The organism is Pirellulales bacterium, assembly GCA_036499395.1.
Classification (GTDB): Bacteria; Planctomycetota; Planctomycetia; order Pirellulales; family JACPPG01; genus JACPPG01.
The window spans coordinates 41,165-54,134 of the sequence record DASYDW010000083.1 but is presented as its reverse complement, the minus strand read 5'-3'; the positions used below and the strand labels follow the sequence as shown (position 1 = coordinate 54,134).

The following is a 12,970-nucleotide window of genomic DNA, read 5'->3' as shown; positions in this document are numbered from 1 at the left end:
CGCTGAGTATCTGCCGACGCACGATATTCAGTTGGCGCATGGTACGGTACCAGCTGGGACTCGTGCCAAAGGCAGTGCGGAATTGACGGGCCTAGGTCCAACGATCCAGCTTCGCGAGCTCTTCGAGCGTATCCAGACTGTGGCGTTTGGCGGGATCGGCAGCGATCATGGCGCGTGCGCGGTTCAATCCGTCCATCGATAGACGGGCCGAACCAATGGGACGCCTGCATGCGGCCATCAAAGCGTCGAGGGCAAGGTAACCCTCCAGCGCGCGCGAGGCCAGCCGTTGCGGCGGGAATGATGCGGCAGGTGCAGCTGAAGGAATAGAAGACCACAATATGACATTACCTGGCTTTGACGATCGCGATGGCTCATCTGGCTGAATGGCTCGTGCGTCCCGTGGCGGGAAGCCCGTGTCCATGTTCTGAACCATGGATTGCACTATGGGTCGTGCGTCTTCGATGTCGGTTCGTGAGATGAATATGAATGCGCCTACTCCCTCGGAACGTATCACGGACAGATCGCCGCGTTATTTGGCCAGAACAGCAGGCGTCAGCTATCTACTCAACATACTAACTACACTTATCGCGGTGTTTCTTTTCCGCGGCCTCATCCTGCCGAGCGATCCAGGCACCACAGCAACCAATGTCTTGATGCATGAATCATCCTTTCGAGGGGCCATCGCATTTGAACTCATCTCGACCGCGTGCTCTGTCGCTGTGGCAGTCGTGTTCTATGCCTTGTTTAGACCCGTGACAAGGACTTGGTCGTTAATGGCGGGGGCATTTCGCCTCATTGCTTGCGCTATATTCGCTGTCAGCTATCTGTTTCAGGTTGCCCCGCTCGTAATCTTGAGTGGCGCGCACTATTTGGATGTACTTCAGCATGAACAGTTACAGATGCTGGCACTACTGTCTCTCAAACTAGCCTCGCAAGTCAGGAACATCGCCCTAGTGTTTTTTGGGTTCCACTTTCTGTTCCTCGGGTTCCTCATTGTCAAGTCTAGATTCTTGCCTTCCATTTTGGGTGTGCTATGTGCTTTGGCCGGTATCGGCGCGCTGCTTTTCTTGGCACCGCCGCTCGCGAACCAACTTTTCGGTTACATCGTTGCCGCAGGACTTCTCGCGGAAGCATCGCTTACGCTATGGCTCCTCGTGCGCGGCGTCGATAATCAGAAGTGGATTGAGCAGAACCAGGCAGCGGAAAGCAAAGCTCTGTAGGACTGTCAACGCCGGGCGCAGATAGGGACTCGCCCGATTTACGCACGACGGTATCGAACTCTCCGAGTACCTACGCAAGCACTTGAGTCAAGACAAAATCATTATGGTCGGTCACTCGTTCGGCTCGATGATCGGCACTCTGATGGCCAAGGCCAGACCGGATCTCTTTTACGCCTACGTAGGTACCGGCCAGGTCGCGGATTCCAAGGAAGGCAACGTCGTGGGCTATCGACTCTCATTGCGCGAAGCTCAATCTGTCGGGGATGCGCAAGCGGTGGCCGATTTGAAGGCCGTCGGGCCGCCCCCTATAAAGACGGCAAGGGATGGCAGTTGCTCTACAAGTGGCGAATGGTTTGGGAAGGTCGCGACATAAACTACTTTCTGGGCGGTCAGTTAGGATTTGCTCTGGAGGCGCCAGGTTACACAGTGCGCGACTACAACTATTCCTTGGAAGGCCAAGTCTTCAGCGAAAAACACCTCTTTGATCAGATCACCAATTTCGACTACAAGCGAATCGCGGGCGAGTTCGCCGTGCCGATGTTTGTCATCCGGGGCGATCACGACTGCAGTGCGCCGACGGAACTTGCGAAGAAATATCTTGATTCAATAATCGCGCCACGCAAAGCGTTTGTAACCGTTCCGGGCGTCGGGCATTTCGCAATGTTCATCAAGTCGGATGAATTCCTCAAGGAACTAGTCGCGCGAGTGCGCCCATTGGCCGTTAGGTCTAAGTAGCCGATCCCTACGACTTTGGTTTCTCTCGCTCACGATCATGCCGGCGCTCGTCAGCCTTCAAGACGGATGTGCGCTTCGTGCCTAGGAGTGCCAATGAACGAAGCCGGTGGCGCAGGCAAGGCGTATCGAAAGCCGGACAGGATCTGCGAATCACCGAATAGACCTGAACTAGGGCACTGTTTCATCTCGGCGTCCGTCTTTTGTCTGCAAATTTGGGCCGCTTCGACACGCGCCGACGAATCCCCGCGCGGGCGGCTCCCATCTCGCTGCCAGCGCCGGAAGTCGCCTTGGAAGGATTCGATATATTCGTTCAAACGACGCTCAAGGCTCTTCGATTCTTCACGCCCGCCGGTGAGTGGCGGGTAGAGAACGAAGGGGTTGCGCCCGATATTGATGTGGAGCTCGATGCAGCGATCGATACGGTCCGGAAGCACCTTCACGAATATCATCCGACCGAACAGCGAAAGACGCCACCGAACCCGGCTATTCGCTGATGAGTGCCGAATCCACTTTGGTGGCATTTCTATCGTTGTTTGAGTTTCGAGCTGCGGACTGTAAAAACGCGATGATCCTCGGCCATGCTTCCGCTTGAGCCTTGACGGTGCCCTGAACCGTGCCACCCACCGCGAAGCGCGAGTGCTGTCGGTCGCCGTTGATGGGCACATAGAGGTACGGAATGGGATGTCCGACATTTTCGAACTCCAAGAGTTGGTCGGCGAAGGCATGCCCATGCTCCCTAAGCCTCGCCATGATTCGCCTTGCCATCAGATCAGACGGCCAGATCTGATCGTCCTTCCCGGCAAGCACCAGTATCGGACCGTCGATATTCTCGACGCTAATATCTATGTCCGCGGTGTCGCCGAAGGCTTTCAGGTTGTCGAGAAATAGGGCGCGCTGAGACACGGGTCTTGCAGTCAGCAGATCCCAGCCGTACGAAACCCAGAGTCCGATCGACAGATGATTGGGGATGTACGGTGGCGATCGTCCATGCCACGTCCAGGCTGCCGCACCCGGCAGGTGATGGGCGGTGACGCCACCCCAAAGCACATGGCTCGGCGAACGGACGACCACCGCGTTCACAGCGGCGGCGTTTGCCGCCACCCAAAGCGCAGGCTCGGAACCGCGGGATTCACCGTAGATGGCAACGAACCTGGAATCAACGCCGGGTTGACGGCTAAGCCAGTCGATTGCTCGCGTAAAGTCCTCCATCGGAATTGCCTCGAGACTCGACGGCAAGCCCGGCAGGCCAAAATAGGCGATCGACAGCGCAGTGAAACCGTGAGCGGCGAGAAGCATCGCTACGGCGGGTGCCCCTAAGCCGCCGTCCGACCCGCCGATGACAAGCACGGCGGGATGAGTGCCCGTGTCGCTCGGTGAATAGAGGATTCCGGTGACGCCATTACCTGCTGGCGATGCGCGAACAACGTATTCGCCGTAGCTTCGCACCACATTTGCCTCAGCGAGCAGCTGAGCGTCATCCCAGACCTGAAGCTCAGTATCCAATGGTATCGACGGATCTTTGATTTCGAAAAAACCATGCTCTGCATTCCTCGGCTTCGCATCTGGTGACATAGACCAGAAGAGGCCCATCACGTCGACCCCCCGATAGCTGCCAGTCACCGGCGCCTGCGCTGCGAGGTCAATTTCTCCCATTGAGTCAGAAGTGAAGATCGCGTGGCTGCGCCACCATAGACCATCTTGTGATCGCGTTCTTGCGGTGACCAAGATCGCACGTTTCGGGCGAAGGCCTGCAATCCTAATGCCAATGCGCTCGTCCATCAGCGGATGATCCGGCGTAATCTGGAGCGTGACCATTGAGCGCGGAAGCTCATTGCTCCCAGGCGACTCGAGATTGCCTGAAGGCCCCGCGGCCAGCACCGGGGATCGAGCGTTGAGGACTGCAAGCAGCGCCAGGAGGACGCTCCAATGGATCTGCCTATTCTTGTGAAGTGAAGTCATATGCAATCCGGCACAAAGAGGCTATGTCCAAGTCGCGCGGACCGATCTCTAGTCCCTAAATTGGAGTCGCCTCCTCGAGGCTCTATACGAGAGTCGGTACAAATAAAAGCGCCAAAATCGCGGCTTAACACGAACTCCTCGTCGGCCGTCGAGTCCTGCGAGGTACCTGAGAAAGTGCTTGGCAGCCTATTACCATGATCGGCTTCCTAGGGTGCAAGACTAGAGGAGCGGCATCGTCGGCAGTGACACCCGTACTTCAAGGCCGCCGCCGTCACGATTCTGCATGCTTAGCGTGCCATGCAGTAGCTGCGTAAGCTGCTGCGCAATCGCCAGGCCCAACCCGGTACCCCCGGTTTCCCGATTGCGTGAACCTTCGATGCGGTAAAAAGGCTGCAGAACAGCCCCCATCTGCGCGGGGGGAATTCCCGGACCCGTGTCGCGTACACTTATCGTAACCCGATCCTCTCCTTCCAGGGCGAACAGCAGTTCCGCTTCGCTACCGAACTTAAGCGCGTTATCCACTAGATTTGTGATGATTCTGCGCAAGGTCTGTGGTCGCGTAGAAACTGGAGTGTCGCAGTGACCGCTCAATCGAACCATGTTCCCCGCATCGCCGTAGTCGCAAACCACGCTATCAAGCAAAGCGTTCATGTCAGTCAGGCGCATCGGTTCAGTGATGCCTTGGCCGTCTCGTGCGTAAGCAATTCCCTCTTGCACCAGTGATTGCATCGCTCTCAGATCGCCGATGAACTTGTCTCGAAACGGGGTGTCGTCCATCAAGTCGGCGCGCAGGCGCATGCGCGTTATGGGGGTCTGCAAATCATGAGAGATGGCCGCCAGAAGCTGCATGCGTTCACTCAAATAGTGACTGATGCGACGCCGCATGGCATTGAAGGCAAGTGCGGCGCGCGCAACCTCGAGTGGACCATCCTCTGCCAGAGCTTCGCCTTGGCCGTCTTGCCCGAGAGCGTCGGCGGCTCGTGCGAGTTGCGCCAATGGACGGGTCGCTTGGCGCACCGCGAACCAACAGACTACGCCGAGCGCGGCGAATTGCGCGGCAAGCAGCACCGGCAACCAGGCAGGTAGCGGTACGGGGGAATAGGAAAGATCGACGCTCAGCGGCGCACCGTCGTGAAGAGGTAGTTGCAGCTGCACATGGCGTGCGGAAATGATTTTTGCCGATGCCGTACTTGCATAGCCGGGTCCGAGGGCGCTGACAATTGCCCCGAGAATTGGCGGTGCCGACCGCGAATCGATGGGCGCGCTGTCGGAAATCGGCTCCAGCCCGTAATGGTAACTACTACGATTTAACTTGGGCAGCCACGCTGAGCGTTCTTCGGCAGGCAATCGATCGAGAATCGCCACCGAACTTGCCACATCCCTCAAGGCGGAGTGCATCATCATGCGCATGGATGATTGCGTGCGCTCCGAGAACACCAACCAGAATGAAAGAAGGTGCGCGAGTAAGAGCCCGGCGAACAGAATGAGGGTGAGTCGGGTAAATAGAGTGCGCGGTCGCAGACGCCATTTATTGCGCACGGCCGTCCTCGGAAAGCACTTCAATTGCTTCGGCCAACACATAACCCTCATTGCGAACCGTTTTGATGTAGCGCGGCTCGCGAGCGCCGTCACGCAGGCGTTGACGCAAGCGGCTTACAAGAAGATCGATGGAGCGATCAAATGGGTCGGCGTCACGCCCCTGGGTGAGATTCAACAGTTGATCCCGAGTCAGGACACGTTGCGGTTGATCCAAAAATATGCGCAGCAGGCGATATTCCGCGCCGCTCAAGGAGACGACCGTTCCGTCCCGATCGAGCAAGTGCCGACCTGTGACGCTCAACACCCAGTCGCCAAATCTGATGGTCGGCGCCGTCTCCGTGATGCGCATGTTGGGCGGCAGCATGCGCGTCCGTCGCAATACCGCGCGAATGCGCGCCACAAGCTCGCGCGCCGCAAACGGCTTCGTGATGTAATCGTCCGCCCCCATCTCAAGGCCAATGACCCGATCCGCCTCCTCATTGCGGGCCGTCAGCATCAAAATGGGAATTGCTTTCGCCTTGCCGAGCACGCGCAGATCGCGACACAGAGTTAATCCGTCCTCGCCCTGCAACATCAAGTCAAGAACGATAAGGTCGATGGCGCTCGATTCGAGGGCCGCATTCATTCGCCGACCGTTGGCGACGGCCGTCACCTTGAAGCCGTGCTTCGAGAGGTAAGCCTCCAGCAATTCGCGGATGTCCTTGTCATCGTCAACGATAAGGATGTGATCGGGTTGTTGCATGTGTCCCCAAGATCATCGCCTGTTGGCGAACCAATAGCGGACTGATTTGTATCTTAGTGTATCCCCCGGCCCTTCGCACACAGAAACATAAGCGGAAAGGGCACTTGCGACACAACGCAGATACAGAACCGTAGTCAAATGTCCGGACATGGCTTTGCCGGAGGGCTCCTCAACGCTCACATCCGGAAGTCTGACTCATCGAAGAGGGACGAAACATGAGATCGTTGTTTCCAATTGCCGCAGCTCTTGTCATTTTCGGATGCTCCGCGACTTCGGCACAAAATGCGGTGCCGCCCAATATTGCAAATGCGGTGGCAAATCAAGATCGACCGGATGAGGATCGGCAAAGAGACGCGAATCGCAAACCCGCAGAAGTTCTGAGCTTTGTTGGCATCAAGAACGGCGAGAAGGTTGCAGACTTCATTCCCGGTAAGGGCTATTTCTCCCGCATATTGTCAAGCGCGGTCGGACCGCAGGGTCGTGTCTACGCCTTCGTTCCCGCGGAATTCGCAAGTTTCCTCAAACAACCGCTACCTGCGAACGGATCGATGCCCTATCCACAGTTTAAGAACGTTTCCATCATCGCTGGGCCGGTCAACGACTTCGCGGCGCCGGAGCCATTGGACCTGGTCTGGATTTCGTTGAATTATCATGACCTGCATGATCCATTCTTAGCCCCGGCCGACCTTGCAAAAATCAACAAGGCTATCTTTGCGGCATTAAAACCAGGTGGACGCTACGTCATCATCGATCACTCCGCGGAAGCCGGCTCCGGCTTACGCGACACCAACACACTGCATCGCATCGATGAGGCCGTGGCCAAATCAGAAGTGGCGGCGGCAGGTTTCAGACTCGCGGCCGAGAGTGACTTGCTTCACAATGCCGACGATCCCCGCACCGCTAATGTGCGCGATCCGGCGATTCGCGGCAAGACGGAACAATTCATCCTGATTTTCAGAAAACCCAAGCACTGATTGGGTACACACATTGTGCTGGCGGCCTAGAGAAATATCACAACAGGTGACCGGAAAATGACTAAGACCGTTATTTTATCCATGTGTCTCGCAGCGTCCTCACTGTCGCTCACTGCCAGTGCCCAAAATGCCCGGGATGTGCGCCAGTATACGGAGGGCCCGGTCACTAACGTGACCACCCTACGAATTGAATACGGGCATTTTGAAGAGTACATCGATTGGCTGAATTCGACCTGGAAGCCGACCATGGAAGCGACCAAGAAAGCCGGGCTGATCATCGATTACAAGGTCTTCAAGCTCTTTCCAAAATCACCGGATCAGCCCAACGTAGTCCTCTGGATTACTTACAAGAACGGCGCGGCTGCTTTAGACAAAGGTGCCGAGCTTGAAGACGTGGCCAAGAAAGTCATCGGCAGCACCGAGTTTCAGAACAAGGCCAGAGTGGCCAGGACTGAATATAGAAAGCCTATAGGCAGTGAATTGTTTCGTGAAATTATTTTAAAGTGAAGTTGGTATACGTGCTTCAAGAAGCATGCGTCCCGGCGACTAAATCCTGCTTCCCATTCGGTGCCTGCGCGATCTATGCAGGGTTGACGTAGCATGCGTGCGAACATTTGCAAATGTCGTTTTGACCGCAGGGGGATGATCGGCCGATGATTACTATATGGCTGGCATTATGCGATACAAGCGCGTGACACAGCGCGGTGCCCTCGAGCCCACGCTAGATCCTGAAGACTGGGAGAATTTTCGCGCTCTCGCGCGCGAAATGGTAGACACCACGGTCGATGACCTGAAAGGGTTGCCTACTCGGCACGCTTGGCGACCCCTTTCGCAACAGGACAAGGCCCCGTTTGCAACACCCATGCCGCAAGAAGGCAAAGGACTGCGGGCGGCGTACCAGGATTTCTTGGAGTTTGTAAAACCCTTTCCCTTCGGTATGTTTACGCCGCGCTTCTGGGGCTGGGCAGGGGGCACCGGGACGAGCGATGGTGTGCTAGCGACCTTGCTCAATGCCGCGTTTCATTCACCTATCGTTATCCATCACCACGCTGGAACCTGGGTCGAGCTACAAGTGCTGGAGTGGTTCCGCGAGACGTTCTCCTTTCCGAAAACCACCAAGGGCAATCTGACCAGTGGCGGCTCGCTCGCGAACTTTATTGGGCTTGCAGTGGCGCGCCATCAGAGGGGTGGCAAGAGTATACGAGCCAAGGGTTTGCGAGGAAGGCAGTTGACCGTTTATGGCTCCGCCGCTACCCACTTTTCCATCTCTAAGGCGCTTGACATGCTGGGTCTGGGAAGTGATGCATTTCGCGTGATCCCGGTCACTGATCGTTTTGAAATTGATTTGGCGGCGTTGAAAAAAGTCGTCGCGCGAGACCGCAAGCGTGGGCTAACGCCCATCGCCGTGATTGGCACTGCAGGCACCGTCGGTACAGGCGCGATCGATCCCTTGGACGCCCTCGCGGATTTCGCGAGCAAAGAGAGCCTTTGGTTTCATGTAGACGGAGCAATCGGCGCGGCAGCCGCCTTCTCCGACAAGCATAAAGGGCTGTTGAAGGGGATCGCGCGGGCGGATTCGCTCGCTTTCGACCTTCATAAGTGGTTCTCCCAACCCTACGACGTTGGCTGCATCTTGGTGGCAGATGGTCTAGCGCTCGAGGGCGCCTTCGCCTATCAATCATCTTACACCAGCGCGGTGCCCGGCTCTCTCACTGACACACCCGTGATTTTCGCGAACCGGGGGCCCGAACTCTCGCGGGCATTGCGTGGGTTGCCGTTCTGGATTTCCATGAAGACTCACGGCGCCGCTAAATTTGGCCAAATGGTGGATAAGAATATTGGTCAGGCCCGCTTTCTCGAGCAGCTGATCAATGACAGCCCCGTCTTAGAGCTTCTGGCCTCGGGGCCGCTTTCGATCGTCAATTTTCGCTACCGAGGCAAAAAAGGCCTGCGGCTGAAATCTATGAACCGGCTCAATGAGCGTCTCGTCGGCGAGATTCAAAAACGAGGTATCGGCATCCCGTCGCTTTACACCATCGGCGGGAAATCGTGTGTGAGGGTTTGCAATTTAAACCAACGGAGCCAACGCTCGGACCTTCGAGCGCTCGTTCAGGCCTGTGAGCAAATAGGAGCGGAGCTGGAGGATTAGGACCAGCGCCTTGTGCATGTCTCGCGGATTTGCTGCCAACGGTAGCTTTTGCGCAGCCAGTGGTATCGTTCGGGAAATTGCATTGAGCAATACTTAAGATCGATGATCGAAGTTGACTAGGAAGGCGCCTCTGCCGATACCTGATCGCCCCTCTAATATTGTGCGGCCTGGTAACGGTCGCACTGGCCCAACCGGCGCCGGCGCGCCACAGGGTCGCCGTTTTAATCTTCAATGGCGCCGAGATCATCGACTACGCAGGACCATACGAGGTTTTCAGCGCAGAGAGCGATCAATTCGAGATCTACACGGTCGCATCGACCGCAAAACCCGTGGTCACCGGCGCAGGGATGACCGTGCTCGCACAATACAGCTACCTTACCGCTCCCCCAGCTGACGTCGTGATCATCCCCGGTGGAATGGTTGAAGAGGTTGAGCATGATAGGGCGACCCTTGATTGGATCAAGGCCCAGGCCGCGCATGCGCGATTCACGATGTCTGTCTGTAACGGTGCCTTCATACTCGCCAACACCGGGCTGCTCGACGGACTGACGGCAACGACGACACGGCAAAATATCCCCATCCTGCAAGCGCAACATCCGCAGATCAAAGTCGTGCGTGACCAACGCTTCGTTGACAACGGCAAGATCATCACCACAGGGGGACTTTCCGCCGGCCTCGACGGGGCGTTGCACGTGGTTGGCCGAATGCTCGGCGAAGGAGAGGCGCAGGACGACGCTTTGTACTTGGAGTATGACGCAAGTCACCAGCATAACTATCTTCCCGGCACGTTTGCCATAAACGTCCTTCCGGACATCGGTCCGAAGCTTGCCAAGCTCGGCGATTGGTCAACTCTCAGAACGCAGGGCGATGCTAAACACTGGGAACTTAGCGAGCAGGCTTATTCGCAGCTCGGTTTGGCGGCCCTGGAAAAGCAGGTGCAGGCCATCTTTCGCGACACGGGACATCGGACCGCGACTTCCGCTCCTGCCACCGACTCAGCGAAGAGTGGCCTAAGCTATTGGAGTTTTAAAGATGCCAATGGCGCTGCGTGGCGCGCCTCGGTCGATGTTCGACCGTCGGGAACTCACGCCGGCCAGTTTGTCCTCTCAGTCGCGGTGACACGGGCCGGCTGACGTTCAAAGAAACGCAACGCTGACCGATCAGCACAGGATCGCAGCACTCATCCCGAAGTGCTGAGAGATGGAACGAAGGGGCTCGCCTGGTGCGAGTCTCGATATTCCGCGAGCGCCTTGAGGTAGGGCCTCATCCCAGATGCTCATGCCGAGCGGGGGAATCCTTGACACGAATCAGATCTATGTGGCGCCTCAGCGTCGCCGGCAGATTCTCCGAATTGTCGAAGCCGACATGGATTGCTACCAGCCTGCCCGATTCATCGAGAATGAAGAGTGTAGGTAACACCTTGAGGCCCAAGCTCCCGGCGGCCATTCCCTTGGCGGCGCCATTGGTTCTGATGTCGTCGATTTCCGACGATAGTGGAAGGTTGTGTCGTTGCAGGAATGATCTGGCTTTTCCGGGCGTGTCGCCGCCGTAGCCCGCGTTTAGCGAAATGATGGCGACTTTTGGATCGTCTCGATAAGCATCTACCAAGGCTGCAATCTTTGGCATTTCCGCAAGACAGGGCGGACACCAAGTGGCCCAGTAGGACAGCACTACCACGCGACCGCGCCACGAATCGGAACTGATCTCCTTGCCCTCGAGTGTGCGCACGGAAAACGGTGCAATCGCGCGGTCGACAGTCTGGTACGCGCGCTCATCCTCGAGCGAGGGAACCACGCGAAATGCGCTAAAACCGGCCGCCGCCACAGCGAAAGCGGCAATCGCGACTGCGCCGCCAATCCGTCGCTGGGATTTGAACCAACGGGCGATCAGTGCCGCAGCGACGGTGATGGCGGCGGTCACGCAATACAGCAGAAGATAGAGCTGATCGGTGAACGCCAGGTCAAAATAGCTCAGCAGCAGCGCAGGAATTATGCCGCCGAGTGCGACGGCCGTACCCGTGCGCCAACTTCCCGGTGTGTCGTCCTTCGGCGAGAGCATCGCAGCGACGAAAAATCCGCCGAACGCCACCATCAGAATGGGGCGGATGTCCTGATTTTGTTGCAGCAGGAACGCTGCGAGAACCGACGCCAATGAGCCCAAGCCTAAGGCGATCGACGCAATCAGGCGCAGGGACAAACTTCGTTTACTTCGATTTCTCATTACATCAAAACACCGCTAGGCAAATCTGGTTGCGGCTCACGGCCGCGTGGTGGCGGACTTAGGCAATCGCGATCTGGAAAGAGGGATGTGACTGCCCTCGGAAGAGGATCGCATGTAGGTACGCATGCCCCCATCCTTACGATGGCTCGCTGTTACCAGATGTCACTAAAGTGTTCTGGCCACGCGGAACCCGAAGGAGTTGGCCCAAGTGGACGCGGGGAGCCCGCGGCGGCTAGCCGAGCTGAGGAAGCGGAAAGACAGGTCCCAGGAACCGCCACGCGTAACGTGCCCACCGCAGTCTCCCGACTGCCACGCCGTGCCATCAGTAGGCGCGCCGCTGTAGTTGGCGTTCCAGCAGTCTTCATTCCATTGAAAGACATTGCCGAGCATATCGTAGAGGCCGAATTGGTTCGGCTGAAAACTTCCAACCGGCGACGTGAATGCATACCCGTCGCGGCACGCTCGATTCACCCCGCTATTATCGCGAGGATACTGCTCACTGTAATCCAGATCAGCAACATTGCTGTAGCGGCAGAGCTGCTCAGGATTATCGCTACCGTAACGCGCCGTCATCGTTCCCGCGCGCGCCGCGTATTCCCACTCAGCCTCCGTTGGTAAGCGGTAGATATGGCCCGTCTTGGCGCTCAGCCAAGCCACATAGGCCTGCGCATCGTCCCAGCTGACACAGACGACTGGGTGGCGTCCGGTCTGCGAAAATCCCGGATAACGCCAATTGACGCCGGTCACAACACTCTGGCCGCTGCTGTCCGCATTTAAGGTATAGCAGCTTTCGTGGTCCGGCCGATTTGTCTCCGCCACAAACCGCGCGTACTCATCTCGCGTCACGTCAAATCTGGCAATGGCGAGCTTGTGTGGGATCGTGACCGAGTGCTGCGGTGCCGAGCGTCCGCGAAATTGATTCGGTAGATTCAAACGCTCTTCTTCCCCCGGTGCAGCCCCCATGATGAAGCTGCCTGGCGGTAGCACCACCATGTCGGGGCAGCCGTCCGAACAGTCACGGAACGATGTTCCGGCAGCGGGCGCTTTCGCATGTGCCGGCGGCGATGCGCTCATCCAGCCGCATACAGTGCACGAAACCGCGAGAAGAACTGCTATCCGCCTGATCATGACGCGCTCCGCCGCACACCTTGAGATCTTTTGCGGCGCCAACACGCGCCTCAACTGGGCGCTGGCGGCAGACACCGTGCCCGGGTCGGGCGCCCTCGCCGCTCGCATGGTCTCGTTACATAACCCTGTACTTCTTAAAAGCATCAACTACGCTTTGACCGGACTCGATATCTGGGAGTTTGTATCGACGCGCGCGCTTTGGACGCTGGCAACAATTTCACTTTAAAATACTTTCACGCAACAATTCACTGCCGATACGCTTTCTGACCCAAAAACACACACCCAATTGCCGAGATGTCACAAC

15 protein-coding genes are annotated in these 12,970 nt (G+C 57.2%); 9 read left to right on the top strand and 6 right to left on the bottom strand.

Translation table 11 applies throughout. The features are described from left to right. From VGN12_15975 to VGN12_15960, 4 genes are all read left to right on the top strand, one after another. Positions 1–202, top strand: a 202-nt coding sequence (locus VGN12_15975; GenBank protein ID HEY4310950.1) for a hypothetical protein, incomplete at its 5' end; no start/stop codon positions are given. A 259-nt stretch (positions 203–461) separates the two neighbouring features. Continuing rightward, positions 462–1,220 carry a DUF4386 domain-containing protein gene (locus VGN12_15970; GenBank protein HEY4310949.1) on the top strand — a complete coding sequence of 253 codons (759 nt, stop codon included), beginning with the start codon at positions 462–464 and terminating at the stop codon, positions 1,218–1,220. A 52-nt stretch (positions 1,221–1,272) separates the two neighbouring features. Then, the gene (locus VGN12_15965) at positions 1,273–1,593 is read left to right on the top strand and encodes an alpha/beta fold hydrolase (protein ID HEY4310948.1); all 321 of its coding nucleotides are present in this window, start codon (positions 1,273–1,275) and stop codon (positions 1,591–1,593) included. Continuing rightward, positions 1,569–1,955, top strand: coding sequence for an alpha/beta hydrolase (locus VGN12_15960; protein ID HEY4310947.1), 387 nt, complete (start codon positions 1,569–1,571; stop codon positions 1,953–1,955). The genes VGN12_15965 and VGN12_15960 overlap by 25 nt, the downstream gene beginning before the upstream one ends. A gap of 50 nt (positions 1,956–2,005) precedes the next feature. Here VGN12_15960 and VGN12_15955 read toward each other — a convergent pair whose 3' ends face one another. The 4 genes from VGN12_15955 to VGN12_15940 all read right to left on the bottom strand — a co-directional run bounded on the left by VGN12_15955 (position 2,006) and on the right by VGN12_15940 (position 6,195). Beyond that, on the bottom strand, positions 2,006–2,395 hold the full coding sequence (locus VGN12_15955) for a hypothetical protein (protein ID HEY4310946.1): 390 nt from the start codon (positions 2,393–2,395) through the stop codon (positions 2,006–2,008). A 43-nt stretch (positions 2,396–2,438) separates the two neighbouring features. After that, the gene (locus VGN12_15950) at positions 2,439–3,914 is read right to left on the bottom strand and encodes an acyl-CoA thioester hydrolase/BAAT C-terminal domain-containing protein (GenBank protein ID HEY4310945.1); all 1,476 of its coding nucleotides are present in this window, start codon (positions 3,912–3,914) and stop codon (positions 2,439–2,441) included. Positions 3,915–4,133: 219 nt separating this feature from the next. Beyond that, positions 4,134–5,453, bottom strand: coding sequence for an ATP-binding protein (locus VGN12_15945; GenBank protein HEY4310944.1), 1,320 nt, complete (start codon positions 5,451–5,453; stop codon positions 4,134–4,136). Then, positions 5,443–6,195 (bottom strand): response regulator, encoded by a 753-nt coding sequence (locus tag VGN12_15940; GenBank protein HEY4310943.1) that lies wholly within the window; start codon positions 6,193–6,195, stop codon positions 5,443–5,445. The genes VGN12_15945 and VGN12_15940 overlap by 11 nt, the downstream gene beginning before the upstream one ends. Positions 6,196–6,410: 215 nt before the next feature. Here VGN12_15940 and VGN12_15935 point away from each other — a divergent pair, with 215 nt between their 5' ends. From VGN12_15935 to VGN12_15920, 4 genes are all read left to right on the top strand, one after another. Continuing rightward, positions 6,411–7,169 (top strand): hypothetical protein, encoded by a 759-nt coding sequence (locus VGN12_15935; protein HEY4310942.1) that lies wholly within the window; start codon positions 6,411–6,413, stop codon positions 7,167–7,169. A 57-nt stretch (positions 7,170–7,226) separates the two neighbouring features. Beyond that, positions 7,227–7,676 (top strand): hypothetical protein, encoded by a 450-nt coding sequence (locus VGN12_15930; GenBank protein HEY4310941.1) that lies wholly within the window; start codon positions 7,227–7,229, stop codon positions 7,674–7,676. Positions 7,677–7,833: 157 nt separating this feature from the next. Further along, a complete protein-coding gene (locus VGN12_15925) occupies positions 7,834–9,318 on the top strand; it encodes a pyridoxal-dependent decarboxylase (protein ID HEY4310940.1) in 1,485 nt (494 codons plus the stop codon). 158 nt (positions 9,319–9,476) lie between these two features. Next, on the top strand, positions 9,477–10,451 hold the full coding sequence (locus VGN12_15920) for a DJ-1/PfpI family protein (protein HEY4310939.1): 975 nt from the start codon (positions 9,477–9,479) through the stop codon (positions 10,449–10,451). Between the two features lie 130 nt (positions 10,452–10,581). On the opposite strand, the gene VGN12_15915 is transcribed toward VGN12_15920, so the two are convergent. Together VGN12_15915 and VGN12_15910 are read right to left on the bottom strand one after the other, a co-directional pair. Then, positions 10,582–11,514 carry a TlpA disulfide reductase family protein gene (locus VGN12_15915; protein ID HEY4310938.1) on the bottom strand — a complete coding sequence of 311 codons (933 nt, stop codon included), beginning with the start codon at positions 11,512–11,514 and terminating at the stop codon, positions 10,582–10,584. Positions 11,515–11,703: 189 nt separating this feature from the next. Further along, positions 11,704–12,501: an SUMF1/EgtB/PvdO family nonheme iron enzyme gene (locus tag VGN12_15910; GenBank protein ID HEY4310937.1), complete on the bottom strand. Its 798-nt coding sequence runs from the start codon at positions 12,499–12,501 to the stop codon at positions 11,704–11,706. Here VGN12_15910 and VGN12_15905 point away from each other — a divergent pair. Then, positions 12,500–12,892 (top strand): hypothetical protein, encoded by a 393-nt coding sequence (locus VGN12_15905; GenBank protein ID HEY4310936.1) that lies wholly within the window; start codon positions 12,500–12,502, stop codon positions 12,890–12,892. The two genes, VGN12_15910 and VGN12_15905, sit on opposite strands and share 2 nt — an antisense overlap. Positions 12,893–12,970: the final 78 nt, after the last annotated feature.

Bases quoted from the DNA above. Each gene is read 5' to 3' on its own strand.
- VGN12_15970 (HEY4310949.1), top strand. From the start codon at position 462: ATGTCGGTTCGTGAGATGAATATGAATGCGCCTACTCCCTCGGAACGT.
- VGN12_15925 (HEY4310940.1), top strand. From the start codon at position 7,834: ATGGCTGGCATTATGCGATACAAGCGCGTGACACAGCGCGGTGCCCTC.
- VGN12_15910 (HEY4310937.1), bottom strand. From the start codon at position 12,501: ATGGGGGCTGCACCGGGGGAAGAAGAGCGTTTGAATCTACCGAATCAA.
- VGN12_15930 (HEY4310941.1), top strand. From the start codon at position 7,227: ATGACTAAGACCGTTATTTTATCCATGTGTCTCGCAGCGTCCTCACTG.
- VGN12_15960 (HEY4310947.1), top strand. From the start codon at position 1,569: ATGGTTTGGGAAGGTCGCGACATAAACTACTTTCTGGGCGGTCAGTTA.
- VGN12_15950 (HEY4310945.1), bottom strand. From the start codon at position 3,914: ATGACTTCACTTCACAAGAATAGGCAGATCCATTGGAGCGTCCTCCTG.
- VGN12_15940 (HEY4310943.1), bottom strand. From the start codon at position 6,195: ATGCAACAACCCGATCACATCCTTATCGTTGACGATGACAAGGACATC.
- VGN12_15905 (HEY4310936.1), top strand. From the start codon at position 12,500: ATGATGAAGCTGCCTGGCGGTAGCACCACCATGTCGGGGCAGCCGTCC.
- VGN12_15935 (HEY4310942.1), top strand. From the start codon at position 6,411: ATGAGATCGTTGTTTCCAATTGCCGCAGCTCTTGTCATTTTCGGATGC.